Below are 25,366 nucleotides of genomic sequence, written 5' to 3' on the forward strand. Positions count from 1 at the left end.
TTTAATTCTTCTTGTTAAACGTTGTGGTAAATGTAGTGGAATTATTTACATTATCTGTTACAACCACTTTTAAATTATGCAGGGTGCCTTCCAGAGCTTTATCGCTAAAATCATAGGTAAGAATACCATTTTTTGGATTAAAGGCCATGCGGATCCATTCTCCATCTATTTCAGCACGATATGATTTGATCCCTGATCCTTTATCGTGAATTTTCACTTTCAACGTGCTGAATTTTGTGAGCCATTGCTCGTCTTTAAAATTGTAATTTTTAATGCTAGGTCTATCATTATCATTTATTAATGTAAACTCACCTAATCCTTTACTTAAAGTATATAGCGTGTTGTCTTTTCTCTTGGTGCTAACGTAAAACAATTTGCCGTAACGATTTTTTTTGGCAATATATAGAGTTTTTAATTCTTCTTGACTGTATTTTGAGACGTCGAATGAAAGCCGAAAACTTTTATGAACAGGAACACTGCTATTGTGTAATTTGACAATTCCATTTTCGCGAGAATAATCAAAATAGAAATCTTCGTAGAAAATGTTTTTGGGGAAATAAGCGGTAATCACAGAATCCTTAATGGTATTGGCCTGATCGGCTTTAAAAAAATGGGCTGTTTTTTCTACTTTTTTGGGGATAATGATAGAGTCCTTTTTTCCATTGATAGGAATAATCAGCTTCGTCTCGTTGCCTTCAAAGTCTTTGGCAATAATTGAAACCGTGTATTCCAGGCTGTCTTTTATATTGATAAAGCCATTTTTTGTGAGTTTTTTATAAAGACTGAGGTTATTTATTTCATGATCGACAAAACACTTCTGAACTCTTTGTTTTAATTTAATGAGCCGCTCATAATCAATATACGAGTTGATCAATCTGGATTCATCAAAAGAGAATTTGTCGGCCGTAAATTGAAAAACCTTTTCTCCATTGACAAACATATCCAATGAATAAAGCCCATTTCTGTTAATGGCTCCATCCAGCCTGTCGTAGGCATTTATTCCAAAGCCAATTTCCCCATGTGCAGTAATGGGGTTTGCAAGTAAATCACCATCATATTGCCGGTTAAAGACCAATTGAACATTTTCAGAAGATTGATTTACCTGTGAACTGCCATTTTTAGAATAAGCAAATGCATTTTGAATGGTCGGGTTTTTATGATCCGGAACATTTAATCCAAAAAGCATGGGATTAAGGATGTTTGATTTTACATCTCTTATTTCATAATGGAGGTGAGGACCGCCAGAACTCCCTGAATTTCCGCTTAGCGCAATCACCTCACCTTTCTTTACTTTTAATTCAGACGACTTCGGATAGAGCCTTATTGTAAAGCTTTCCTTTTCGTATTGTTTTTTTCGCACATAGGCATCGATCTTGGGTGAAAATTCCTGCAGATGTGCGTAGACCGTGGTATATCCATTTGGATGCGTAATGTAAAGGGCATTTCCGTAGCCCCAAAGGGAAACATTTATTCTTGAGACATACCCATCAGCAGATGCCAAAACTTTATGTCCTGATACTTTTTGAGTTTTTATGTCAAGGCCTGCATGGAAATGATTTGTTCGTAACTCACCGAAGGTACCCGACAAAACCAGAGGAATTTCCAGAGGATTATCGAAGTAATCCTTAGCGATTTCGTCTTGAGGGAAAGCAATATTTGTCATTCCCAGAAAAAAAAATATAATAATTTTTCGGTGCATATGGGCGCTAAAATAACAATAAGCTTTGATACAAAAAAATGAATATTTTAAGTGATTATGATTCAATATATTGTCTAAGATTTTATGGATTTTCGTGAAAATAGTTGTTTTATATGAATAGGTATCTTAAATTTGTTGCAATTGTTTGATTCTTTGAGTTGATGAATAAATTATTTGAAATAGTGGGGAACCTGGAAGCCAAGCTTTCAAAAATATTGGGTAAATACGCTATTTTGCAGCAGGAAAATTTGAAATTGATCCAGCAAAAAAATAATCTTCAACATCAGTTGGATAAGCAGCAGGAAGTGATCGAAGAACTGGAAAGAAAATATGAGTCACTGCGGGTTGCAAATACAATTGTAGGCAGCAAAGAAGATAAGCATGCAACAAAGCTTAAAATAAATACTTTGATTCGGGAAATCGATAAGTGTATTGTTCAATTAAGTGACTAGAAAATAAAATGATTAACAATCTGAAGATCAAAGTTACCATAGGAGACAGGGTATATCCGCTTACTATAAAAGACGAGAGTGAGGAAGAGGGAATTAGAAAAGCGGTGAAGAAGATTAATGAAATGGTAAAGCAATTTGAGCAGAATTACGAAGTGAGAGATAAACAGGATGTTTTGGCTATGTGTGCGTTGCAATTTGCATCCCAGAAAGAAGTTAAAAATGTCCATGAGAATCAGGATTCAAAACAATTGGAAAGTAAGTTATTGGAATTGAATGAATTATTAAATTCCCATCTTGCATAAGTTCTTTAAAGAAAACAATTACTGCCTACATTAGTTATTTGTTTAATAAACTCAACACTATCAATTTAAAAAGGATGAGTTTTTAAAGCGAAAGCGTGCCTAACCAAGCAATTTTAATTGCTTTAAAATTGGATACTTGACCTTTAAGTTAGTCCTAAACTTGTTAATTGGAGTTTACAAAACCGTAACCGATGTAGGCTTTTTTTATATATGAATTATGATAGCAACAACCATTAGCATAGCAATCGTAGCCCTTATCCTGGGTTATTTTATTGCCAAAGTTTTAGAAAAAAAGAAGGCATCATCCACGCTTAAAAATGTAAGCAAGCAGGCGGCTTCGATTCTAAAGGAGGCAAAAATTGAAGCGGATGTAATTAAAAAAGATAAAATTTTACAGGCGAAGGAAAAGTTCATAGAGCTTAAATCAGAGCATGAAAAGGTTATTTTATCGAGAGATAAAAAAATCAATGAAGCTGAAAAGCGAATCAGGGATAAAGAATCCAAGGTGTCTCAGGAATTGGACAAGAACAAGAAGATCAACCATAATTTAGAAGAGAAGAATAAACAACTTCAGAACAGGCTTGAAATCATAGAGAAGAAAAAGACAGAAATTGACAAGCTTCATAAGCGTCAGGTTGAACAACTTGAAACACTTTCGGGTATGTCTGCTGCAGAAGCTAAAAAGGAGTTAGTGGAAACCCTCAAAGAAGAAGCGAGGAGTGATGCAATGTCTTTTATGCAAAGTACGCTGGAGGAGGCCAAAATGGGTGCCCAACAGGAAGCAAAAAAAGTTATTTTAAATACGATTCAACGCATTGGAGTTGAACAAACTATTGATAACTGTGTGTCTGTGTTTAATCTTGAGAATGACGATGTAAAAGGAAGGATAATCGGAAGAGAGGGAAGAAATATAAGGGCTATAGAGTCTACAACCGGTGTTGAAATAATTGTTGATGATACTCCCGAAGCCATTATATTATCTTGTTTTGATCCTGTCAGGAGAGAAGTAGCCAGATTGTCTTTGCATAAATTGGTTACAGATGGAAGAATTCACCCGGCCAGGATAGAAGAAGTCGTGGCTAAGACGACAAAAGAGATCAATGAAGAGATTATAGAGGTTGGTAAACGCGCTGTAATCGACTTGGGTATTCACGGATTGCATCCTGAATTAATTAAAACGGTGGGACGGATGAAATATCGATCGTCCTATGGTCAGAACCTGCTTCAACATTCAAGGGAAGTTGCGAATTTATGCGCTGTTATGGCATCTGAATTGGGTTTGAACCCAAAAATTGCAAAAAGAGCCGGCTTACTGCATGATATTGGCAAGGTACCGGATACAGATACTGAATTGCCACATGCAATTTTAGGCATGCAGTGGGCAGAAAAATACAATGAGAAACCTGATGTTTGCAATGCAATCGGAGCGCATCATGATGAAATTGAAATGAAATCATTATACGCGCCCATAGTCCAGGTTTGTGATGCCATTTCGGGTGCCAGGCCCGGAGCGAGAAGACAGGTTGTCGATTCATACATTCAAAGGTTAAAAGAACTTGAAGACCTAGCCTTCGCTTTTAACGGAGTACAAAAGGCTTATGCCATCCAGGCAGGCAGAGAACTGCGTGTGATTGTTGAAAGTGAAAAAGTGGACGATACAAAGGCAGCAGAATTATCTTTTAATATTACTCAGAAGATCCAAAATGACATGACCTATCCGGGACAGGTAAAAGTTACGGTGATTAGAGAAACAAGAGTGGTTAATATAGCCAAATAAGGTTATTGAAGTGCCGTCCCGAAATAAGAGCCATACTTGATTAGGTGTTCATTGGTTAACAAAGAATTGTTATAATAATGCAGTTCAATCTCTTTTGGGTTCACCCTTTAATATGGGAACTTTGTCCTCAATCATATCAACTGGTTTACTTATAGGTTTTGGAGCTTTGAATCGGTAGCCAAAATATACGCTGAAATGATTTTGCATTGGAGTAATTCCAACCTTACGAGAAGTTAATTTTTCATTCGTAAGTCTATTTTTAATTTCTGCTCCAAAAAATATTTTATCTCCGTTATAACCACCCCCGAAGCCGTAGTTTAGAGCAACGATTGCCTTATTAAAAGTTTCTTTTGTCTTTCCTTCAGGGCTGTGTATTTGGGTCGTATAAAAATCAATCCCGGCGCTGGGTACCCCATAAGCATTTAAAAACCAAAACTTTTTAAGCACAAAAGTATAATAGTAACCTGCAGAAAGGGCCAGATTTACACCATTGTATTCATTATAATAATCCCTCAAGATACGATCACCATTCTCATCCTTGATGACATTTGTTCCTGTTATGTCATAAATAGTATAATTTATTCCAGGCATAAAAGAACCGGCACTTTTGACCTGTACTTCGGTTTGAGACTGAAATGCTCTCATAGAATAGTTTTTGTTAAACTTATAGGATGAAGAACCATAAAGAATATTAGAAGACATTTCGGGAAATTGAATTCTAATATTATTGTTAGAATCTAGAAAATCACTGGTATTAGATAGATAATAGCCTTTATCTATATTGTATTCCAGTTTATGATTCCAATTGTCAAAAAGCAATTGAAGACGAAACCTAAAAGTATCCGAGCCTCCTTTTTTCTCCTGTTGCTCGTCCGATATTTTGGGCCGAATACTCATACGAATGGAAAGAAATTTATAACTGAATACGACACCATATCTAAGATTTAAATTTGGCTTTAAATCAAATTCATCACCATCGTTTAAAATAACATAAGTTGTGACGTCATTGCTAACTTCAAGTTTGACATTAAACCTTTTTTTATAATCAATAATATAATTGTTTAAAACACTGTCTTTTGACTCTTCCTTTCCGATGGTCTGCTCTTGAGCCGATAAAGGATTTATAGTCAAGAATGCCAGACCCGAACACAGGATTAGAGCATATTGAAAAAAACGATTTTCAAGTTTTCTAAACACTTGGTTTATTTAAATTTGGTATTTATTATCAATCCGCTAAACATCAATATGATAGATAGAATATATTTTATCATTGATCAATTTTATATTTGCAATTTTCTACTTAAAAGGGCCACAATTCAAAAATACATTTTTCTGATAATGAAAAGTCTTGTTCAAGGCAGTATATCAGGCCATAAACTTTAGATCTTGAGCTTTGGTTTTGAACATTCTGTATGGCACCATAGTAATGAACGCCGACACGTAAAAAAAATCAAAACCCCATAAAAGTTAAGTATCCTGGTTAACCATTTTGTTTTTCTTGCGCTTTTTTGGCCTTTTTAGCTTCTTTTTTCTTAGCCTTTTTTTCTTTATTGGAATTTTTCATCGCTTTAATTTCCTCTTTCTTGTCAAGGCTCAGACCAAATGGTACATTTAGTTTTAAGAACAAGGAACTGTTCCTGCTTCCCGAAACACCTTTGTATACGTCAAGAAAGCCGTAATAATATCTGGCACCAATGGTCCATCCTAAACCTTTAAGTAAACGATACCCCACACCTCCGGCAATTCCCATATCAAAGCGGTTGATCATATCGGTATTGGTTTCTCTGATTCTGGCCTCATTTCCGTCAATTTTAGAATCAAACTGGACAAATGCTTTGGTAGCCAAACCAAATTGAGGACCTATTTCAGCATGCATATTATTCTTAAATTTATATTTAGCCAAGGCAGGAACTATAAAATAATTGATGCGCTGTTTATACGCACCTTCTTCCTCATATATTCTAACACCTAAAAAATCAAGATCCTTTTCAGTAAGGTTGTCTAATCCAAGGGTAGATTTTACCAAAACACCTGTATTGAGATACCATTGCTCCTTCATTTTTATATCAAAATAGAACCCAAGGTTGAGCTCCCGACTATAGCTGTTAGAGTCCATGTTTCCAATATTGGAGAAATTCAAGCCTCCATCCAGACCAAATTCGATTTTCCCTGAATTCAGTTTATCCCCTAAAAGTAATGCAATTAAAACCTGAGACTGAACGGAGTATGTTATCAAAAGCATTAGAATTAATACAAATGTTTTTTCTTTTTTCATGGGTTTGATTTATTTCACTGTATAGCCTTTACCTTCAATACATGCGGAAAAAGCCTTATTAACATTGATCAAATTTATAAATAAATAAAAAATCAATTCACGATACTTCTTCTAATTTATTCAATTCAGGAATATAAATGTCAAAACAAGATTAAAAGCATGAATTTTAAAAAAGCACTTTATTTAAACTTGTAGTAGAAACTTAAAATAAACTGTGAATTAGAGGTATCAACCAAAGCGAAATCAATGTCTGTGTTTTCTCGAATAAAACTAGCTTCAGAATCTGAAAAACCAGTTTCCCATCGAATATCAGCACCCAACTTTCCAAAGTTAAGCCCCAGTCCAACTTGTCCTGAAACCAGGAAATCATCCGAAGTCAGGTTCGAGACGCGTTCTATACTTTCGGGTACTGACAGTTTTGTGTTCATGACATAAGAAAAATTCGGGCCAAAAAAGAATCTACCAATTTTAAACACCCTAAAGCCAAGTAAAACAGGCAATTCTAATTTGTTCATTTTTAACTTGCTTTTATCCCCTTCCAACTTATAACTGCTCTCGGTATGTGTGTAAATCAGTTCAGGTCTTATATATAAAAACAGAGGTAATTTAATTTCAGAGAGAATACCGATATGATATCCAACTTCTTCGCTTGAGGAAAAGGAAAGAGGGCCTCCATCAGCAATTGTTCTGAGGTCTCCATTTTCGTTGTAATTGATGCCTCCTTTAATACCCCAATTTAAAAACTGGGCATGGGCACTCAATGCAAAACAAAAAAGAACGAGAAATAGGCATAGATTTTTCATCGGGGAAATATTTATATCAAAAATAGGAATTAATTTCTTTTAAGCACTCTGTTTACATGAGCAATAATGGCTTTATCATTCAATTTGTATTTCCCCTCAGATTGTTAAACCAACAGCTATAAGAATGATATTGGCTTCCGTTATTCCAATTTAAAAAACCGTTCCGGGTTTTCTTTGATAATTTAATCTTTTGAGATTTCACCAACTCTGCGCATAATGCCGCAACATGCATAGTGGTTTTGCCTAATTCTGCGAATCCTTCACCAAAGCCGGCGCGGGTATATGTTTTTTTTAAAAGGTGTGCTTTTTTACTTCTTAATTGAGGAAAACAGTGTTTTTTGGATATAGTAATAACAGTATTTAATGTTTGTTTAAAAATGAATAATTGACTATTTAAATCTTGTGCATGGCATCATAAAATAGTTGGATAGGGAAGCCCATCACATTGAAGTAATTTCCTTCAATACGTTCAATACCGATATAACCCAGCCATTCCTGTATTCCGTAGGCACCGGCTTTGTCAAAGGGCTTATATTGATCGATATAATAATTGATCTCTTTATCGGAGAGTTCTTTGAAAATCACTTTTGTGGTATCTGAAAAGACTAATTGTTTATACATTGTGGTCAAGGCGACTGAACTGATCACTTCGTGACTTTTATTTGACAGTGACCTGAGCATTTTCCTGGCATCATTTTTAGATTTTGGCTTACCCAGGGCTGTATCCTCGAGCCAGACAATCGTGTCGGCAGTAATCAGGATATCTTTATCAGTTAATTCGGGCAAAAAAGGTGCAGCTTTTAATTTTGAAAGGTATTCACTAATTTCTTTCCCTTTTAAATGAGACGGGTAAGATTCTTCTGTTTCCTTGATTCTAATTTCAAAATCAAGGCCAAGCTCCTTTAAAAAAAGACTTCGCCTGGGTGACCCGGAGGCAAGGATAAGGTGTCTGTTTTGAACTAGTTCACTTAACATATTTAAATAACTATGACTGATAAAATACCCAGAAGCATGATTATTTTTAGTATTCCGCTTAGTTTGTGGAAATCGGTTTTATGTTGTGCCCTTGATAATCTGAATATAAAATAGAGCAGAGGTAAAGTAACCAATGTTGTGAGGTATATACTAACCTGTTTATGCTCGCCGTATACATAATAAGATACCAGGCTTATGGCCGCCATAAGCAACAAGGTTAAGGTTATCAGGATTCTTTTCGCAGATCGCTGCCCAAGAATGATGGGGATCGACCTGGCTTCAATGGCTTTATCCCCTTCAATATCTTCCATGTCTTTTACAACTTCTCTTAAAAAAGTGAGAACAAATCCAAAGACACCGAATAAGAGGACAATATTCAGAATAGAACGCTGAGATTCCAGGTTATATTGATTTGTTGCGGGCGCCACATCAAAAACAGCGACCATTAATATACAGAAAAAGACAATTGAAGAGACGATTAAATTACCTAATAATAACTTCTTTTTTAACTGCTTGGCATATTTATATAGAAGTAATGATGTAAGTACATAAATGATGAAAAACGAAGTGTTTCCTACATGATAAGACAGATACATGCCCAAAAGTAAACCGACCGAATTAAAAGCAATAAAAAGATTTTGAGCTGTTAGTCGCGTAAGTTTTTTATCGACAAATAATTTTTCGGGCTTGTTGATGATATCTGCTTTTACATCGTGAATGTCATTAATGATATATCCCGCGATGGCTACAAAGACAGTGGAAAGTGCTAAAAGGATAAAGTCTATATGATCAAGGGATACCTGTATATCAAATTTTTCGAAGAGTACATATTTAAAGAGGAGTTGAATCAATAAGATCATCAAAACGTTCTTCCATCTGAAAAAAATTAAATAATCTTTAGGGCTCATGAATAGTTCTTCTTTAATCTGTCAAGAGACTTCTTATGGTCCCGATCTTTAAGAACCTGTCTTTTATCGTATAATTTTTTACCTTTACACAACGCAATTTGCAATTTGGCCCAGCCCTTGTCTGTTACAAATAATTTAAGCGGGATAATGGTTAATCCAACGTTTTGAACCTCTTTCTGTAGCTTTTTTAGTTCCTTCTTGTTCAGCAATAATTTCCGCTCACTTTTTGATTTGTGGTTATAGTAGCTCCCAAAACTATATTCCTCTATAAACATATTGATAACAAAGAGCTCGCCCTTTTCATTAAATTCACAAAAACTTTCTGTAATACGGGCTTTACTTTCCCGAATTGATTTTATTTCTGTACCCGTAAGTTGGATTCCAGCGATGTAAGTATCCAGAACTTCGTATTGAAAGCGGGCTTTTTTGTTCTGAATATTGATCTTCTTTTGCATGGAGCAAATCTAAATAAAAAAATCACGAAATGTAAATAATTCAATTCTAAATGAAGAAATCAATTGATTGATGAATACTTTGTATGAATTTCGGATTAATTCAGTCCGGTCCATTCAATTTTTATAAAGCCAGAATTCATAAGATGATTTAATTGCTGGTCTGGCAACTCACCGGCTTCGGCTTCGTACATGACGACCAAATTATTCAACAATTCAGATTTGAGTTTTCCTGAATCATCAACTTCAATTTTAGCGATATAATCTGAGGTTCTGAACAAAGGTACGTTTTCGTAAATCAAAGGGTTTTCAATTTCAGGTCCTGCCATAATAATGGTTGCATCTATATTATCGGCATTGATGTTAAAAACATGTGAACCTAAATCTTTTATAATAATTGTTCCTGAAATTTCTTTAACGTCGTTTGTAGTACATGAAGTGAAAGACATAATGCATAAGCATAATGCATAACTTAAAAAATTCTTTTTCATAACCCCTTATTTTATTTAGCTATTGTTATTCTAGATCTCTATAACGCTAAGGCATAAGGTTTTATTTTATTTAAGTTGATGTTTTTATTTTAGACCTTGAGTTGACCATTCATTTGAGGCCGGTTTTCTTGTCACAGAACAACCAGAGCCTCTTGATTTGAAATTTCCAGGGTTTACTTTTTTGATAAGCAGGTTTTTAGCCGGTGATTTTATAAGGCTTACATAATTAAAAACAAAGCTATTAATTAACACTCAAAAACAAGTGTTTTCAACAACTCATGAATTAAGCAGAATTTCGACTGGCATTGATATTTCCAAACAAAGACCTTGTAATGATTTTTTCATAAACTTCAAGTTCAGTTTTATCAGGTGTATTTTGACTGTTTAGTTCCTGGACTTTTTTCAAGGCATATTGCTGAATCGTAAGCAAAGGTAAAACTATTGATTCGCGGACTTCAATAGAAGCCTTGCTGACTGGATAGTTTTGCATCAGTTCAGCTTGATTTGCGAGCTTAAGGACAAGTCGTTTACTGGTTTGAAATTCGTCATAGATCAATTTCCAAAAGTCACCGTATTCAGGGTCACGTTCCATATAACGCGTTAATTCAAAAAATGACTTTTTCATTGACATCATACTGTTGTCGATAAGGCTTTTGAAAAATTTTGAATTGTTATATAAACTGACCACTTGGTCAAATGTTCCATTTTCTTCAAACTTCTTTAAGGCCGTACCCACGCCGAAAAAACCAGGGACATTTTGTTTTAATTGGCTCCAGGAACCAACAAATGGGATCGCTCGAAGATCACTGAAATTAAATGTATCTGAGTTTTTCCTTTTTGAGGGACGACTTCCAATATTTGTTTTTGCATAATATTTTAAGGTACTCATATTCTCCAGATAGGGGAGGAATTTTTCATGATTTTTAAATGCGCTATAGGCTTTATAGCTTTGTTCGGCTAGTTCGGTCATGATATTCCTTTGCTCTTCTGTGAACGTGTTTTTTACACTGTCGAAGAATTGATTGCTAACGCCTGAACTTATGAGCTGTTCAAGGTTGTACTGAGCAGAATCAGCAGTGCCAAAATTGGAACTGATGGTCTGGCCCTGAATTGTCAACTGAACTTCATCGTTTTCAATAGTCGGTCCCAAAGAAGCATAGAATTGGTGTGTTTTTCCTCCACCTCTTGCCGGCGGACCACCCCGTCCATCGAAAAAGATGACTTTAATATTGTGCTTTCTCGAAATTTTAGTCAATTCTTCTTTGGCTTTGAAAATTGACCAGTTGGCCATCAAATAACCTCCGTCTTTTGTACCATCCGAAAACCCTAACATAATGGTTTGTTTGTTGCCCCGGTTTTTTACATGATTCCTATACGCTTTATTGCTGTATAGCTGTTCCATGATGCCGGCTGCATGTATCAGGTCGTCAACTGTTTCAAACAGTGGGACGATGTCGACAGTCAAACGCTCTTTAAAAGCTGTAAGCTTTAACATGGCATACACCTGCATCACGTTCAGGGCACTTTGATTATTGCTTATAATGTATCTGTTAGCGCCTTTTTCACCATTGTTTTGTTGAATCTCCTTAATGGCCTCCATCGAGCCCAGGGTTTTAAATACAAGTTCATCCTCAAACTGATCAGCACTGATTTCCCCAGTTATTTCTGACAGGATATATATTTGAGATTTCTCATCCAGTTCATTGTAATCTGTTGGCAGTGAACCCGAACCTGATGCAATAAGTGAAGCGGCGACATGATCAAAGACCTGTTGATGTATACGACTATCTTGTCTGATGTCAAGGGTGGCGAAGTGAAATTGAAATATTTTGGCTTTATGGATAAGATCTTTTAAATCAGAAAGATATAGCGACTGGTAATCATTGATCAATAAATCCTTGATCTCCATCAGTCCGTTTAAAAATTCCTGGTATGTAAAGATTACTTTCGATGGATTAATAAAACTGTGGTACAATTTGTTTTCAACATCTATAACAAGGCTTGCTACTTTCTTAAAAGTCAATTTTCGCCTAAGTTTACGAATGTCACGATAGTAATTCCTCAATACAGATTGTCGCAGTTTTTGAGCAACCCTCAGGGTAATTTCTGTAGTGACAAAAGGATTTCCATCCCTGTCGCCTCCCGGCCAAAAACCCAAACCTACAAATTCATTGTTGATCTCCTTTCCCTCATAAATATTACTTTCAATATAATTGTAAATGCTACCTGCTGCTTCATAGAAAATATTTTCGAGGTACCAGATCAAATTGACAGCTTCATCCAAAGGGCTAGGCTTTTCCTCTTTCAGAAAGGGAGTAACACCTAACTGTGCCAGTAACTTTTTGATCTCGACAAGATCGTTCTTTTCAATGGCTCTCGTAAGGTCTGTTATGATTCCCAAAACAGATCCTGGATAGAATTGAGTTGGGTGGGCCGTGAGTACAATCCTTACTTTGAATGCTTCAAGGTATTGTTGCAAGGCTTCCTTTTTATTCTGAGAAAATGCCTCTTCTTTGGCGTTTCTCAAGGTACCTTTCCCATCCATGTTGTTAATAATAGGAAATGCCGCATCTTCCACGGCATCAAATAGCACAACCTGTCTTTCAATGTATTGAATAAATTTAAACAACAGGTCTATTCTCTCTCTTTCACTTGCATGGTCCTGAAATTTACTAAAGAATTTATCTATGATTTCAACCGGGGTCAAGCCTTGTTCAAATCCTTTTTCACATTCACTTTTTAACAAAGGCATTAAAACACCTGTATTAGTGATATTATCAAAAGGAAGTGTTATAAATATGCTATTATAGATTTGGTACTTGGTCAGGACATTCTGATTGAACCTTTGAGATTTGGGTTGTATATTCATAGAGTTTGTTAAAAATTTATGTAAATTTAATAAGAATGGGAGTATAATACTATTTTAAAGTAAGAATTACCGACTTATGAATTTCGAAATTCATAATTTAAAGATACCTTAATTTTTGTTTAGATTATTATTTATTTGACAGTATGAACAGGCATAAAAAAAAAGAACCGTCTAAACAGACGGTTCTTCAATATTAGTTCAAGGGTAATTTATTATTTCTAAAGACAAACTGGTCATCAAAGACATCTAAAAGAATATTGCTTTGGGCAGATATATTGCCCGCTAAAATTTCTTTGGATAAATTGTTGAGCACTTCTTTTTGTATGACCCTTTTAATGGGCCTTGCCCCAAATTGAGGTTCAAATCCTTTTTTAGCTAAACTTTCGATAGCCTCTTCAGTAGCCGACAAGGAAATATTCTTCTCTTTCAGCATCGCAGACAGGGCATTGATCTGAAGCCTTACAATCTGGGTAACTTCAGATTGATTCAAAGGAGTGAACATGATGATCTCATCAATGCGATTTATAAATTCTGGCCTGATGGTTTTTTTCAGTAAAGCAAGAACTTCTATCTTGGTTGATTCAATGACGAGGTCCCTGTCCTCCATATTCATGTTCTCAAAATTTTCCTGGATAATATGGGAACCCATATTTGAGGTCATGATGATAATCGTATTCTTAAAGTCGGCAACCCTTCCTTTATTATCGGTCAATCTGCCTTCGTCAAGCACTTGTAACAAGATGTTGAACGTGTCAGGGTGGGCCTTTTCAATTTCATCCAGAAGGATTACTGAATAGGGTTTTCTTCTGACAGCTTCGGTAAGCTGTCCTCCTTCGTCATAACCCACATAACCAGGAGGTGCCCCAATTAACCTGCTAACAGCGTGTCTTTCCTGATATTCGCTCATATCAATTCTGGTCATTGCCGATTCGTCATCAAAAAGATAATTGGCAAGGGCTTTGGCCAGTTCTGTTTTTCCAACTCCGGTAGTACCAAGGAAAAGGAATGATCCAATTGGTTTTTTACTGTCCTGCAGGCCGGCTCTAGATCTTCGTACAGCATCTGAAACCGCTTCTATGGCTTCATTTTGGCCAATAACTCTTTTGTGTAGCTCTTCTTCAAGGTGCAATAGTTTCTCCCTGTCGCTCTGCAGCATTTTTTGAACTGGAATTCCCGTCCATTTAGCTACAACTTCGGCAATGTCTTCACTGGTTACTTCTTCCTTGATTAAAGAGTTTTCCTGACTCGATTCCAGTTCATTTTGATATTCAGCCAGTTTTTCCTCTTCAACCTTTATCTTTCCGTATCTGATCTCGGCAACAAGGCCGTAATCTCCATCTCTCTCGGCCCGCTCTGCTTCCAACTTGAATTTTTCTATATTCTCTTTTGTGGTTTGCACCTTGTCGACAATTTCCTTTTCACTGGTCCATTTTGCATTAACCTCATTACGCTTCTCCTTATAATTGGCAAGCTCTTCTTTGAGGAATTTCAACTTTTTGGTATCTTTTTCCCTTTTAATAGCTTCAATCTCAATTTCCAGCTGCATTACTTTTCTGTCCAGTACGTCCAGTTCTTCAGGTTTTGAATTGATTTCCATTCTTAATTTGGAGGCAGCTTCATCCATAAGGTCAATAGCCTTGTCGGGAAGAAACCGGTCGCTTATATATCTTTGTGATAATTCAACTGCAGCAATGATAGCACTGTCTTTGATCTCGACTTTATGATAGGTTTCATATTTATCCTTGATACCCCGAAGTATTGAAATTGCGCTTTCAGTATCAGGCTCATTAACGGTCACTTTTTGAAACCTCCGTTCCAAAGCCTTGTCTTTTTCAAAATGTTTTTGGTATTCATCTAATGTCGTTGCCCCGATGGCCCTTAATTCACCTCGAGCCAAGGCAGGTTTAAGAATATTGGCAGCATCCATTGCTCCCTGACCGCCACCGGCACCAACAAGCGTGTGGATTTCATCAATAAAAAGCACGATTTCACCATCCGAGGAGATTACTTCCTTGATGACAGATTTAAGTCTTTCTTCAAATTCTCCTTTGTATTTGGCCCCTGCGATCAAGGCTCCCATATCCAGTGAATAGATTACTTTATTTTGAAGATTTTCAGGTACGTCACCTTTTACGATACGGTGGGCAAGGCCTTCGGCAATAGCTGTTTTGCCGGTTCCCGGTTCTCCTATTAATATTGGATTGTTTTTGGTTCTTCGGGAAAGAATTTGCAAAATTCTTCTGATTTCTTCATCCCTGCCAATTACCGGGTCCAGTTTTCCATCGTTGGCAAGCTGATTTAAATTTTTGGCGTATTTATTAAGTGAATTATAAGTTTCCTCGGCACTTTGTGAAGTGACTCTGTTACCCTTTCTCAACTCTTCAATGGCACTCATAAGGTCTTTTTCATTGATACCATTATCTTTGAGTAATTGAGTGGTATCTCCTTTGGAATTTAAAATGGCCAGGAGTAAATGTTCCAGGGACACATATTCATCCTTCATTTTTTTTGCAATGTTTCCTGCATCGATAAGCATTTTGTTGGTTGCTTTGGAAAGCATTAACTCTCCGCCTTCGACTTTTGGGAAACTCTGGATGATCGTGTCAAGGGTCCTGTTGAAAAGTTCAACATTGACCCCAAGTTTTTTAAGGATAAATGGAGTCACGTTTTCGTCGACTTCCAAAATACCTTTGAGTATATGAGCATTTTCTATTTGTTGTTGCTCAAAGCCCTGTGCAATTTGTTGTGCTCTTTGCACGGCTTCCTGTGATTTTATAGTGAAATTATTGAAATTCATTTGATTTAGATTTAGGTTCACTAGGTGAGGTTCAAAAGATGTTCCAATCATAGTTTTAATAAATCACAATGTCAGAATGGCTGAAATTTAAGAGGTTAGATGACGAATTGGCTTGTTTTATGCCAAGATGGATTGAAGGCCATAGATCAGTAAGCTGGTTGGAGCCCGTCAAAATTGTTTAAAGACCCTATGGACCATATAAAACAAAAAGCCCCTGATATATTCAGGGGCCCTTTTTTGATGATCGCCGAAGACTAAAGTGACAGTGTACTTAAAACTTCTTTCAGATAAGGATCAGACGGACTAGGTGCATCTGAATTTATGATATTTCCTTTCGGATCAATCAGAATAAATCGCGGGATTCCAGTGATATTATAGGCTCTTAAAAAATCTGAGTCCCAACCTTTATCTGCCATGATTTGTATCCCTCTAAGGTCTTTGTCCTCAATCATTTTCAGCCACTTATCCTTATGTTCCATCTTATCAATAGACAGGCTTACAAAGGCTATGTTTTTTCCTTTATACGCTTCATCTATTTCTTTTAAATATGGGATTTGTTTAATACAGGGGCTACACCAGGTGGCCCAAACATCTATATAAACATATTTGCCTTTCAGATCGGTCAAAGAAACATTCTTGCCAAATTGATCCTGGTAGTTGAAGATAGGAGAGGGGTCTCCTTTGTTGAGACCCACATAATTCTGGTGTTCTGTTTCGTAATTGGATTCAAAGAAAATGATCAATTTTTCGTTCATTTCAACTTCAGTTTTGTACACTTTTTGATCCAGGCCTTTTGCATTCATTAAAAGGCTATCCAAATTCTTTTTCACACCAGCAATTCTGGCCTCAAAGGCATCTTTTTCAAGTCGAAAAAATTGAGCGTAATCTGTCAGCTCTTCTTTTTTAATGAATTCAAGTTTGCTGGCCATATAGTTATTGGTCACTGCGCCTTCACCTTCAAATACGACTGCTTCGGGAAATGCATTCATATCTATTTGAATTTCCATGTCATAACCATTCTTTAGATAAAGGTATGCCTGCTGTCTTCCGTCACTCAACCCATGAAAACCATCAGTCACCTTTAAGGTATCCTTGAATGATCCATCCTCATTTAATTTAATTACTTTCCTGAAATTTTTTCCTAAAATACTGATGCTATCCAATTCAGAATTTTTGATATTACCCTTCAAAGTAACATATGGGTTATCAGACTTCTTGCTACAAGCGAATAAGGTTGCAACTACAAGTATCAATACTATTCTTCTCATATATGGTTCTTTTTAAAAATCGTACAAATTTATGTTTTTCCAATTAACTTTCGAGTTAAGTATTGTTAAACATAGTTTAAAATTTAACCGTAATTATAAGCCAAATTTGAAACAGATTGACGGCGACACCGATAGCGTAATGCCATTAGGGGGACCTTAGGGATATTTGGCTGAAAAGTACTTGAGATCCATAAAGCAGGTGATCTAGAAACTGTGATTCACGGATTAAGATTAGAAAAGTTGACATAGGTATAGGCATACCAGCAGGTATGCTTTTGCACACTAAAACGGATAATGGAGTTGATTTTATGATGGGCGTACACGCTTGGCATGGAAAAGAACCCAATGCAGAACAACTCAAAAGTGCGCTTGAACAGAAACCCGAATTATGAAGAGAAGATTAAAATCAATTACTGTAAAAAGTAGGCAGCTGTAACTTAAATTTTACGGCAATAAGCCGAACGGCAATGACCATAAGCGTTGTCAGGATGTGAATCAGAGACTGGTCTATTTGAAATTTATCTAAAATAAGGTAGGTTCCGGCGCCAATGATACATGCTGTAGCATAGATCTCTTTGTGAAAAATAAGAGGCATTTCGTTGCTCAGGGTATCCCTGATAACACCTCCAAATGTTGCGGTGATCATTCCAAGGATAATACAGATAAGCGCATGAAATCCGTTTTGCAATCCTATTTCTGTTCCTATAATTGTAAAGATCCCCAAACCTATGGTGTCAAATAAAAAGAGCGATTTGCTTAGATAGCCTATCTTATTTCTTAAAACAATGGCGAGTATCACAGCTGCAATGATCACATAGAGGTAGTTAAGGTCATTCATCCAGGTGATCCGGTCGGCACCAACAAGCATGTCCCTTAATGTTCCTCCTCCAACGGCGGTAACAAACCCAATGATGAGTACTCCAAAAGTGTCCATTCTTTTTTTGATTGCGAACAAGGCGCCTGAGATCGCGAATGCCGCTGTTCCCAAAAGATCGAGAAAATCAAAAATACTCATAGTGGCATGGTTTGGTTTACTGAGCGGCCAAGGTCTTGTAATTTTTATATCTTTCAAAGATATCTTTTACATATTCGTAAGGTTCATTACCACGGGCGTAACCAAACTCGACTACAGGGTCATTATAGTATTTGGGCTTTGACAGGTTCATAACAAAAAAATCGACACCATCATCCCAGCGCAAGGAGTCTTTTCCGTATTTGATAGCTAGTTTTTGGGCATCTTTGATATGGCCATAACCACAATTATATGACGCCATTGCAAATTTGATCCTCTGGATGGAATCCGGAATCTGCTCCCAATAAGAGTCCATTCTCTTTAAATAGTTACTTCCGGCTTTTATGTTTTGTTCAGGATCATTGATTTTCGAAATTCCCATTTCTTCAGCCGTAGCAGGCATAAGTTGCATAAGACCCTTTGCGCCGGCCCATGACTTGTTGCTGGCATTAAACATCGATTCCTGATAAATCAATGATTTAACCAGAATCCAATCCCAGCCTAAATTTGTTGCGTACTTCTTAACGAGCTCATCATATTCACTGAATTTACCAGTAGTTCCGGTGTAGTATTCGCTGTCGAGCCTTTTGTGGAATTGTCTTTTGTTTTCAAAGTATTTTTTATAGATCATATTGTAATCCGGTTTCCTTTTAATGACTTTTAAGCCCTGATTGATTACTGCTAATAGTTCTGGGGATGATTTTCTCACGGCCCAGGCAATACGCTGCGATAAACTCACGGGTGTGTCCACGTCAATATTTGGAAAATAGCTCTTGTGAATAGCAGCCTTATGATTGTCAATAATAGAATATTTGATCTCTCCTTGTGAAACCATTTTAATGATTTCCTCATCAGACAATTCCCCGGGCAGTACTTCAATATATATGCTGTCACCGAGCTCATTTGTCAATTCCCTTAACCGCTGATAGTAAGAAGAATTAATTCTAACCGACACTGTATCATTAATGAGGTCAATGATATCGGTAGCCAATGATTCTTTGATTTTGTCTCTGGTCATTTTTCTCCAATTGTCAGGCTTCCGTTGGATTAATGACTGGTGTGTGACAAGATAGGGTTCTGTGAAACTAACATCTTCTTTTCGATCTGTGGTAATGGTATAGCCAAGTGCAATAATATCTCCCTCACCACGGTTGAGCATGGGAATCACAGAATCGACATTTTTGGCAATTACCATTTCCAAACTGATTCCCAAACGATCTGCCAGGCGTTTAAAAATCTCGTATTCAAAGCCCATGGTTTCGCCTCTATACAAGAAGTAGCCGGTAGGTGAATAGGTAGTGATTACTTTAAGAACACCTGATTCAACGATCTCATCCAGGTCATAATCAATGTGTTTTCCCTCTATATGGATTTTTAATTTTTCTTTTTTACTATTGGAGGAACAAGCGGAAAAGACAGTTACAGTTAAAAGTAAAACGCCAAAAAGAAACCATTTACCCAATCTGAATTTTGTTTTTTCATTCATTTTCCAACAATTTGTAAACTTGGTCATTTTTCTCGAAGAAGGCATAAAATAAGGCAGTTTAGCCTTATTGTAATCCTTTTTCCCGGCAAAGCATAAAATTGCCTGTCAATATGAAGACCAATTCATTATTTTGAGATAAAGTCAAATATAGGAAATTAATTGACAAGGACTTCATCCGGTTAATTGGACGAATTCTTGGTGCAAAATCAGTTATTTAATCTGTGAAAATCTTTTTTTCCTCAGGATAAAATGCTCCCAAACAATGCTAAAACAATAAAAGTAATTCGTTTGTTTATAAGATAGCGCGCGCCTTTTGGACATCATTTTTTTCAAGTGCCTGTAAAAACTCAAATGTGCTTTAATAATGGCCCAGGTATGTATTGGCCTTAATTCTATGATGAATTTAATGCCGGCAACGGCATCCAGTACCAACCTAAGGAAGATCACGATAAAAACGAAGCGTTTAGGAACATTTTTGGCAATGGTAAAAAGACTGTTTCTAAAATTGAGATAAGTTTTCTGAGGATTTGATTCCCGGAGGGTGGCCCCTCCCACATGGTATACTTCTGAATGACCAACATATTGAATCGCATAACCCTCGTTTTGGACCCTCCAGCACAGATCAATCTCTTCCTGATGCGCAAAATACTGTTCATCAAAGCCTTCCAGCTGATGATAGATGTCTGATTTGATAAAGAAACACGCACCTGAAGCCCAGAATATATTTGCTATATCATTATACTGTCCATGATCATGTTCTAATTCCATAAATACGCGCCCTCTGCAAAAAGGATATCCCATGAAATCTACAAAACCTCCGGCCGCACCTGCATATTCAAATTTAGACTTGTCTTTGTAATCAAGTATTTTGGGTTGAACAATTGCCGTTTGACTGTTCTGTTCAAAAACTGCTTTAATAGGTTTGAGCCAATTTTCAGTAACTTCAATGTCAGAATTCACCAAGGCATAAATATCAGCATTAACGTATTTTAAAGCATCATTATATCCTTTGGCAAAACCTCCGTTAATACTGTTTTGTATAATTTTTACCTGAGGGTATTGTTCCTTGAGAAAAGAGATGGATTCATCGGAAGAATTGTTGTCAGCCACGTATATTTCTGCATCCTCTTTACTGTGAGCAACAACCGATGGGAGAAACTTTTCCAGTAAATCTCGGCCATTCCAGTTTAAAATTACAATAGCTATTTTCAAGGTAAGTGGATATAATCATTTTAAGAATTGCAAACATAGTTTTTTTCATGAATGAAAACTATTAAACAGGCCATTTTTAAGAATAATTTGGTAATTCTTTTAAAAAATCATATTGCTTTAAATCGTGGTTCATTTGACAGTAATAATGCTCCAGTCCATTGGTAACCACAAGGTATTTAGCTTTTAAGGTCATATTGTACCTCGCAATCTGGTCAAAGACATCCTGACTGATCTTTACGTGCATAGCCTTGCATTCAACAATGATATGAGGTGCTCCTGTCTTGTCAAACACCAAAATATCAGTGCGCTTGGTCAGTTCGTTCACAAGGCATTGTTTTTCGATGGCGATAAGAGATAGGGGATACTTTTTATCCTCGTGCAGGAAAGAGACAAAATTTTGACGAACCCATTCTTCATCGGTAAGAATCAGGTCTTTTTTTCTGATTCTATCAAAGATGTAAAGCTTATTTTCTTTATTTTTGATGCGAAAGGAATACTTTGGCAGATTGAGATTTGTCATGGTGTAAAAGTAAGGAACTTCGCATAATATATGAACAGAATCAATCAGATCGTTGAAGAGATTAAATCCAGAAATGCCAAGCCCATCTATTTTTTAATGGGGGAGGAAGCCTATTATATTGACAAAATCTCAGATTTCATTGAAAACAATGTACTGTCGGAAGAGGAAAAGGGATTTAACCAAATGGTCTTTTATGGAAGGGACGTGTCTGTAGATGAGATCGTTGCCAATGCCAAACGCTTTCCAATGATGGCTGAGAAACAGGTGGTTATTGTCAAAGAAGCCCAGGACCTCTCAAGAACTATTGAGAATCTGGCTGCTTATGCTGAAAACCCGCAACCTTCAACGGTTTTGGTAATTTGTTATAAGTATAAAACAATTGACAAAAGAAAAAAACTGGCCAAAACGATATCCCAGACAGGATGTTTGTTTGAAAGCAAAAAACTCTATGAGAACCAGGTCGGAGACTGGATCGGCAGCATCTTAAAAGAAAGAGGTTATCAAATAGAGCCCAAGGCCATACATATGCTGGTTGAATTTTTGGGAGCTGACCTTTCAAAGATTGATAATGAATTAGAGAAACTGGCTGTGATACTTGAAAAGGGGTCTGTCATCACTGCTGCTCATATTGAAAATAATATAGGTATCAGCAAAGACTTTAATAATTTTGAATTGCGAAAAGCAATAGGGGACAAAGAATTGTTAAAAGCCAATCAGATAGCTCAATATTTTAGTCAGAATCCGAAGAGCAACCCTTTGGTCATGACCATTTCACTGTTAAATTCTTTTTTTACTCAGTTGCTCCTATATCATGGGTTAAAAGACAAGGGAAAAATAAACGTAAGTAAAAGGCTGCGGATTAACCCTTATTTTGTACCGGAATATCAGAGAGCAGCAAAAAATTATCCCATGAGAAAAGTGGCACAGGTTATATCGGGCCTGAGGGAAGCCGACCTTAAGAGTAAGGGAGTCGGTGCTTCAAATTTGGCTCAGGGAGATATCCTTAAAGAGCTGCTGTTTAAAATCATGCACTGATTTAATGTCAAATTACTAAGTATAGGTTCATCCAGTGTTTTTTAAGCAATATAATTGCGTGAACCAAAAATAGCGCTGCCTATCCTGATCATGTTGCTGCCATGGTCAATGGCCAATTGATAGTCTCCACTCATACCCATTGAAAGTACGCTTAATTCATATCCAGCATTATTTAGCTTGTCAAAAAATGTTTTAAGGCTTTTAAACTCATCCGATACTTCCTTATCGTTCGAACTAAAACTAGCCATTCCCATCAATCCGGTTATCTTGACATTCTTAAGTTCAGTCAATGCCTCTGACTGAAGTATTTCTTCAATCTCCTTAAAACTCATACCGAACTTGGTTTCCTCTTTTGCGATCTTGGCCTGTAACAAACAGTTGATAACCCGATTGTGTTTTTGAGCCTGTTTGTTGATTTCTTTAAGGGTTTTGAACTTGTCTACCCCGTGTATCAGATTAACAAAATGCGCCATATACTTTACCTTGTTGCTTTGAAGGTGACCAATCATATGCCACTGAATATCTTTAGGAAGTTCATCGTATTTATTGACCATTTCCTGAATTTTATTTTCCCCAAAAACTCGTTGCCCGGCCTCGTAGGCTTCCATGATGTCGCTTATAGGTTTGGTTTTTGATACAGCAACCAGTGTTACTTCCTTAGGTAGATTTTTTTTAAACTCTATTAAATTCTGTTTTACAAGCATTTATATACTTTTAATTAAATTATTACGATAACTCATAGATTGTTAATCCACTTCTTAGCTTTGGTTCAATATAGCTGCTTTTAGGAGGCATTGCCAGGTTATTATCAGCCACTGTTTTTAGCTGCTCGACCGAGACGGGAAAGCATCCGAACCCTACTGCAAAATCGCCGGAATCAACAAGGTATTGCAATTGCATTTCATTACCTGTTTCAGGCAGGTAATGAATGTTTTTATCATTTGAAGGGTCGTGTATGCCCAGAATAGGTTCAAGGATATATTTGAACAAAATTTGGGAATCCAGATGGTCAAGCTCATTTTGAGGTTTGAAAGCAGACTTTCTCATGTATAATTTATAAAAATATCCGTCAAGATACATTGAGAAATGATGCTTTTTAGAAGGTTTATAATATTGTTTTCCAACGTTTTCAATTCTGAAATATTCGTCAAGGGCTATTAAGAATTCCTCTTTGTGAAGACCGTTTAAATGGTTTACGAAACGGAAAAAAGAAGTGATTCTTAAATTGGATTCCGGAATAAAATAGGCCATAAAATATTTACTGAGCTCTTTTGCCTTTTCGTCATTGCCGGCAGCCATTTTATTGTATAAAAAATTCGACGAGGCGGTTCGGTGGTGACCGTCTGCTATGTACAACGAAGGCATTGAACCAAAGGCTTCGCTAATCTTTAAAACTTCGTCCTCCTCATCGAGGAGCCACATTAAATGTGTTCTGTTCTTGTTGGTGGTGAATTCGTACTCGGCTCGTGTTTTCCTGTATTTTTCTATCAGGGATGACAAAAACTCGTGATCAGGATAGGTAATAAGAACAGGCTCAGCATTAAATCCGGTGACTTCAAGATAATTGCCAAATAAAGCTTCCCGTTCACTCAGTGTTTTTTCATGCTTTTTGATCACACAGTTTTGATAATCTTCTATGGAGGCGAGCCCGATAATTCCCCAAAATACATTCCCTTTATATGATTTTTGATGGAGGTAGTAACTTGGTGAGGCATCACTTTCGAAAATGCCATTTTCCTTAAATTCCCTGTATCGGTTGTGCACCATTTTGAATCGTTTTGTTCCATGAACGGTTTTGTGGAATTTAAACCCTGGTAACAGGATATGTAAAAAAGAGAATGGATTTAACCTAAGAATATCCTTCAGTTCTTTTTTTTGATAAATATCGTATGACCTTGTTGTTACCAAGGCGACCTTATCTCTGGTCGGTCTGACAGCTTTAAAAGGTTTTACTAGGGCCATAGTGGTTCAGGTTATAACAGAAGTCATTTTGGATGGAATTGTAAATACTCCTTAAAACAAAAATAGAGATTTATTATGGATATAATAAACCTCTATTGCCGTTCATGCAATCGGCTGTTTTTAAGCCAGGATCTTTATGATCTGGGTAGCCAGTTCCTCTCCGATTCTATCTTGTGCTTCCAAAGTAGCGGCACCAATATGCGGTGTTAATGAAATGTTTTTGTTCATTAAAAGTTTGATCTCCGGATTTGGTTCATTTTCAAACACATCCAAGGCGGCATTTGAAATCTTTCCTTCTTCAATGGCCGCCACAAGGGCAACTTCATCAATTACACCCCCACGGGCTGCGTTTACAATCCCTGCTCCTTTTTTCATAATACTAAATTCCTTGGCACCAATAACATAATCTTCCTGGGCCGGAACGTGAAGAGAAATAAAATCAGCTTGTGCCAATACCGCTTCTTTTGAAATGGTATCGATCGTGAAATTAACTTGTTGTCCGTCATAAAATTCCAATCCAATGTGTACACTATCAATAAAAGGGTCGTAGGCAACAACTTTCATTCCAATACCAAGTCCGATTTTTGCCGTAGCCTGTCCGATTCTTCCGAATCCCAAAATACCCAAAGTTTTGCCTTTTAATTCTACACCTTTGGCGTAGGCTTTTTTAAGTTCTTTAAACTTAGAATCTCCTTCCAAGGGCATATTTTGATTTGAATCGTGCAAAAAACGCACCATTCCAAAAAGGTGGGCAAAAACCAATTCGGCAACAGAGTGAGAAGAAGCCGCAGGTGTATTGATTACCTTAATCCCTTTATTTCGTGCATATTCAACGTCAATATTGTCCATTCCTACACCTCCACGACCTATGATTTTTAAAGAAGGGCAGGCATCGATTAGGGCTTCCCTTACTTCTGTTGCACTGCGAACCAAAAGAACATCAACCTTGTTCTCATTGATGAAATCAGCGAGTTGTTCCTGAGCTACAGTTTTTAAAATCACTTCAAAACCCGCATTTTCCAAAGCTACAACTCCAGAAGTTGCAATTCCGTCATTTGCTAAAACCTTCAT

At 36.7% G+C, this 25,366-nt stretch carries 23 protein-coding genes; 5 read left to right on the plus strand and 18 right to left on the minus strand.

The genetic code is table 11. The features are described from left to right. Position 1: 1 nt before the first annotated feature. Positions 2 to 1,663, minus strand: a complete 1,662-nt coding sequence (locus AABB81_RS02025) for a M23 family metallopeptidase (protein ID WP_342158249.1) — start codon at positions 1,661 to 1,663, stop codon at positions 2 to 4. A gap of 197 nt (positions 1,664 to 1,860) precedes the next feature. On the opposite strand from AABB81_RS02025, the gene AABB81_RS02030 reads away from it, so the two are divergent. The 3 genes from AABB81_RS02030 (at position 1,861) to rny (ending at position 4,230) form a co-directional block, all read left to right on the plus strand. Further along, entirely contained in the window at positions 1,861 to 2,151 is a 291-nt protein-coding gene (locus AABB81_RS02030; protein ID WP_342158250.1) for a hypothetical protein, read from the plus strand. A gap of 8 nt (positions 2,152 to 2,159) precedes the next feature. Next, entirely contained in the window at positions 2,160 to 2,453 is a 294-nt protein-coding gene (locus tag AABB81_RS02035; protein WP_342158252.1) for a cell division protein ZapA, read from the plus strand. A gap of 217 nt (positions 2,454 to 2,670) precedes the next feature. After that, complete coding sequence (rny, locus tag AABB81_RS02040) at positions 2,671 to 4,230, plus strand: ribonuclease Y (RefSeq protein ID WP_342158254.1); 1,560 nt, start codon at positions 2,671 to 2,673, stop codon at positions 4,228 to 4,230. An 84-nt stretch (positions 4,231 to 4,314) separates the two neighbouring features. Here rny and AABB81_RS02045 read toward each other — a convergent pair whose 3' ends face one another. The 10 genes from AABB81_RS02045 to AABB81_RS02090 form a co-directional block, all read right to left on the minus strand. Then, positions 4,315 to 5,427 carry a DUF4421 family protein gene (locus AABB81_RS02045; RefSeq protein ID WP_342158255.1) on the minus strand — a complete coding sequence of 371 codons (1,113 nt, stop codon included), beginning with the start codon at positions 5,425 to 5,427 and terminating at the stop codon, positions 4,315 to 4,317. Between the two features lie 283 nt (positions 5,428 to 5,710). Continuing rightward, positions 5,711 to 6,505, minus strand: coding sequence for a porin family protein (locus tag AABB81_RS02050; RefSeq protein ID WP_342158256.1), 795 nt, complete (start codon positions 6,503 to 6,505; stop codon positions 5,711 to 5,713). A gap of 179 nt (positions 6,506 to 6,684) precedes the next feature. After that, positions 6,685 to 7,308 (minus strand): porin family protein, encoded by a 624-nt coding sequence (locus tag AABB81_RS02055; protein WP_342158257.1) that lies wholly within the window; start codon positions 7,306 to 7,308, stop codon positions 6,685 to 6,687. A gap of 393 nt (positions 7,309 to 7,701) precedes the next feature. Continuing rightward, complete coding sequence (locus tag AABB81_RS02060) at positions 7,702 to 8,283, minus strand: Maf family nucleotide pyrophosphatase (RefSeq protein WP_342158259.1); 582 nt, start codon at positions 8,281 to 8,283, stop codon at positions 7,702 to 7,704. A gap of 2 nt (positions 8,284 to 8,285) precedes the next feature. Next, positions 8,286 to 9,191: a geranylgeranylglycerol-phosphate geranylgeranyltransferase gene (locus tag AABB81_RS02065; protein ID WP_342158260.1), complete on the minus strand. Its 906-nt coding sequence runs from the start codon at positions 9,189 to 9,191 to the stop codon at positions 8,286 to 8,288. Beyond that, positions 9,188 to 9,646, minus strand: coding sequence for an SsrA-binding protein SmpB (gene smpB, locus AABB81_RS02070; RefSeq protein WP_342158261.1), 459 nt, complete (start codon positions 9,644 to 9,646; stop codon positions 9,188 to 9,190). Before smpB ends, AABB81_RS02065 begins: the two co-directional genes overlap by 4 nt. 95 nt (positions 9,647 to 9,741) lie before the next feature. Then, on the minus strand, positions 9,742 to 10,134 hold the full coding sequence (locus tag AABB81_RS02075; RefSeq protein WP_342158263.1) for a hypothetical protein: 393 nt from the start codon (positions 10,132 to 10,134) through the stop codon (positions 9,742 to 9,744). A 283-nt stretch (positions 10,135 to 10,417) separates the two neighbouring features. Then, positions 10,418 to 13,003: a phosphoenolpyruvate carboxylase gene (locus tag AABB81_RS02080; protein WP_342158264.1), complete on the minus strand. Its 2,586-nt coding sequence runs from the start codon at positions 13,001 to 13,003 to the stop codon at positions 10,418 to 10,420. A gap of 193 nt (positions 13,004 to 13,196) precedes the next feature. Next, positions 13,197 to 15,800 (minus strand): ATP-dependent chaperone ClpB, encoded by a 2,604-nt coding sequence (gene clpB / locus AABB81_RS02085; protein ID WP_342158265.1) that lies wholly within the window; start codon positions 15,798 to 15,800, stop codon positions 13,197 to 13,199. A 254-nt stretch (positions 15,801 to 16,054) separates the two neighbouring features. Beyond that, positions 16,055 to 17,068: a TlpA family protein disulfide reductase gene (locus AABB81_RS02090; RefSeq protein ID WP_342158266.1), complete on the minus strand. Its 1,014-nt coding sequence runs from the start codon at positions 17,066 to 17,068 to the stop codon at positions 16,055 to 16,057. A gap of 269 nt (positions 17,069 to 17,337) precedes the next feature. On the opposite strand from AABB81_RS02090, the gene AABB81_RS02095 reads away from it, so the two are divergent. Continuing rightward, positions 17,338 to 17,460: a hypothetical protein gene (locus tag AABB81_RS02095; protein WP_342158268.1), complete on the plus strand. Its 123-nt coding sequence runs from the start codon at positions 17,338 to 17,340 to the stop codon at positions 17,458 to 17,460. A gap of 14 nt (positions 17,461 to 17,474) precedes the next feature. Here the strand turns inward: AABB81_RS02095 and AABB81_RS02100 are convergent, their stop codons facing one another. The 4 genes from AABB81_RS02100 to AABB81_RS02115 all read right to left on the minus strand — a co-directional run bounded on the left by AABB81_RS02100 (position 17,475) and on the right by AABB81_RS02115 (position 21,298). After that, positions 17,475 to 18,083 (minus strand): trimeric intracellular cation channel family protein, encoded by a 609-nt coding sequence (locus AABB81_RS02100; RefSeq protein WP_342158270.1) that lies wholly within the window; start codon positions 18,081 to 18,083, stop codon positions 17,475 to 17,477. A 16-nt stretch (positions 18,084 to 18,099) separates the two neighbouring features. Beyond that, on the minus strand, positions 18,100 to 19,566 hold the full coding sequence (locus AABB81_RS02105; protein ID WP_342158271.1) for an MltF family protein: 1,467 nt from the start codon (positions 19,564 to 19,566) through the stop codon (positions 18,100 to 18,102). A gap of 210 nt (positions 19,567 to 19,776) precedes the next feature. After that, positions 19,777 to 20,778 (minus strand): glycosyltransferase family 2 protein, encoded by a 1,002-nt coding sequence (locus AABB81_RS02110; protein WP_342158273.1) that lies wholly within the window; start codon positions 20,776 to 20,778, stop codon positions 19,777 to 19,779. A gap of 76 nt (positions 20,779 to 20,854) precedes the next feature. Beyond that, positions 20,855 to 21,298 carry a type I restriction enzyme HsdR N-terminal domain-containing protein gene (locus AABB81_RS02115; RefSeq protein ID WP_342158274.1) on the minus strand — a complete coding sequence of 148 codons (444 nt, stop codon included), beginning with the start codon at positions 21,296 to 21,298 and terminating at the stop codon, positions 20,855 to 20,857. Positions 21,299 to 21,328: 30 nt separating this feature from the next. On the opposite strand from AABB81_RS02115, the gene holA reads away from it, so the two are divergent. Further along, positions 21,329 to 22,333: a DNA polymerase III subunit delta gene (gene holA, locus AABB81_RS02120; RefSeq protein ID WP_342158275.1), complete on the plus strand. Its 1,005-nt coding sequence runs from the start codon at positions 21,329 to 21,331 to the stop codon at positions 22,331 to 22,333. 41 nt (positions 22,334 to 22,374) lie between these two features. On the opposite strand, the gene AABB81_RS02125 is transcribed toward holA, so the two are convergent. The 3 genes from AABB81_RS02125 to AABB81_RS02135 all read right to left on the minus strand — a co-directional run bounded on the left by AABB81_RS02125 (position 22,375) and on the right by AABB81_RS02135 (position 25,366). Continuing rightward, the gene (locus AABB81_RS02125) at positions 22,375 to 23,037 is read right to left on the minus strand and encodes a YggS family pyridoxal phosphate-dependent enzyme (RefSeq protein WP_342158277.1); all 663 of its coding nucleotides are present in this window, start codon (positions 23,035 to 23,037) and stop codon (positions 22,375 to 22,377) included. A 22-nt stretch (positions 23,038 to 23,059) separates the two neighbouring features. Then, positions 23,060 to 24,295, minus strand: a complete 1,236-nt coding sequence (locus AABB81_RS02130) for a DUF1015 domain-containing protein (protein WP_342158279.1) — start codon at positions 24,293 to 24,295, stop codon at positions 23,060 to 23,062. A 120-nt stretch (positions 24,296 to 24,415) separates the two neighbouring features. Next, on the minus strand, positions 24,416 to 25,366 hold the full coding sequence (locus AABB81_RS02135) for a D-2-hydroxyacid dehydrogenase (protein WP_342158280.1): 951 nt from the start codon (positions 25,364 to 25,366) through the stop codon (positions 24,416 to 24,418).

This window comes from Lutimonas vermicola, assembly GCF_038433205.1.
GTDB classification, from domain to species: Bacteria; Bacteroidota; Bacteroidia; order Flavobacteriales; family Flavobacteriaceae; genus Lutimonas; species Lutimonas vermicola.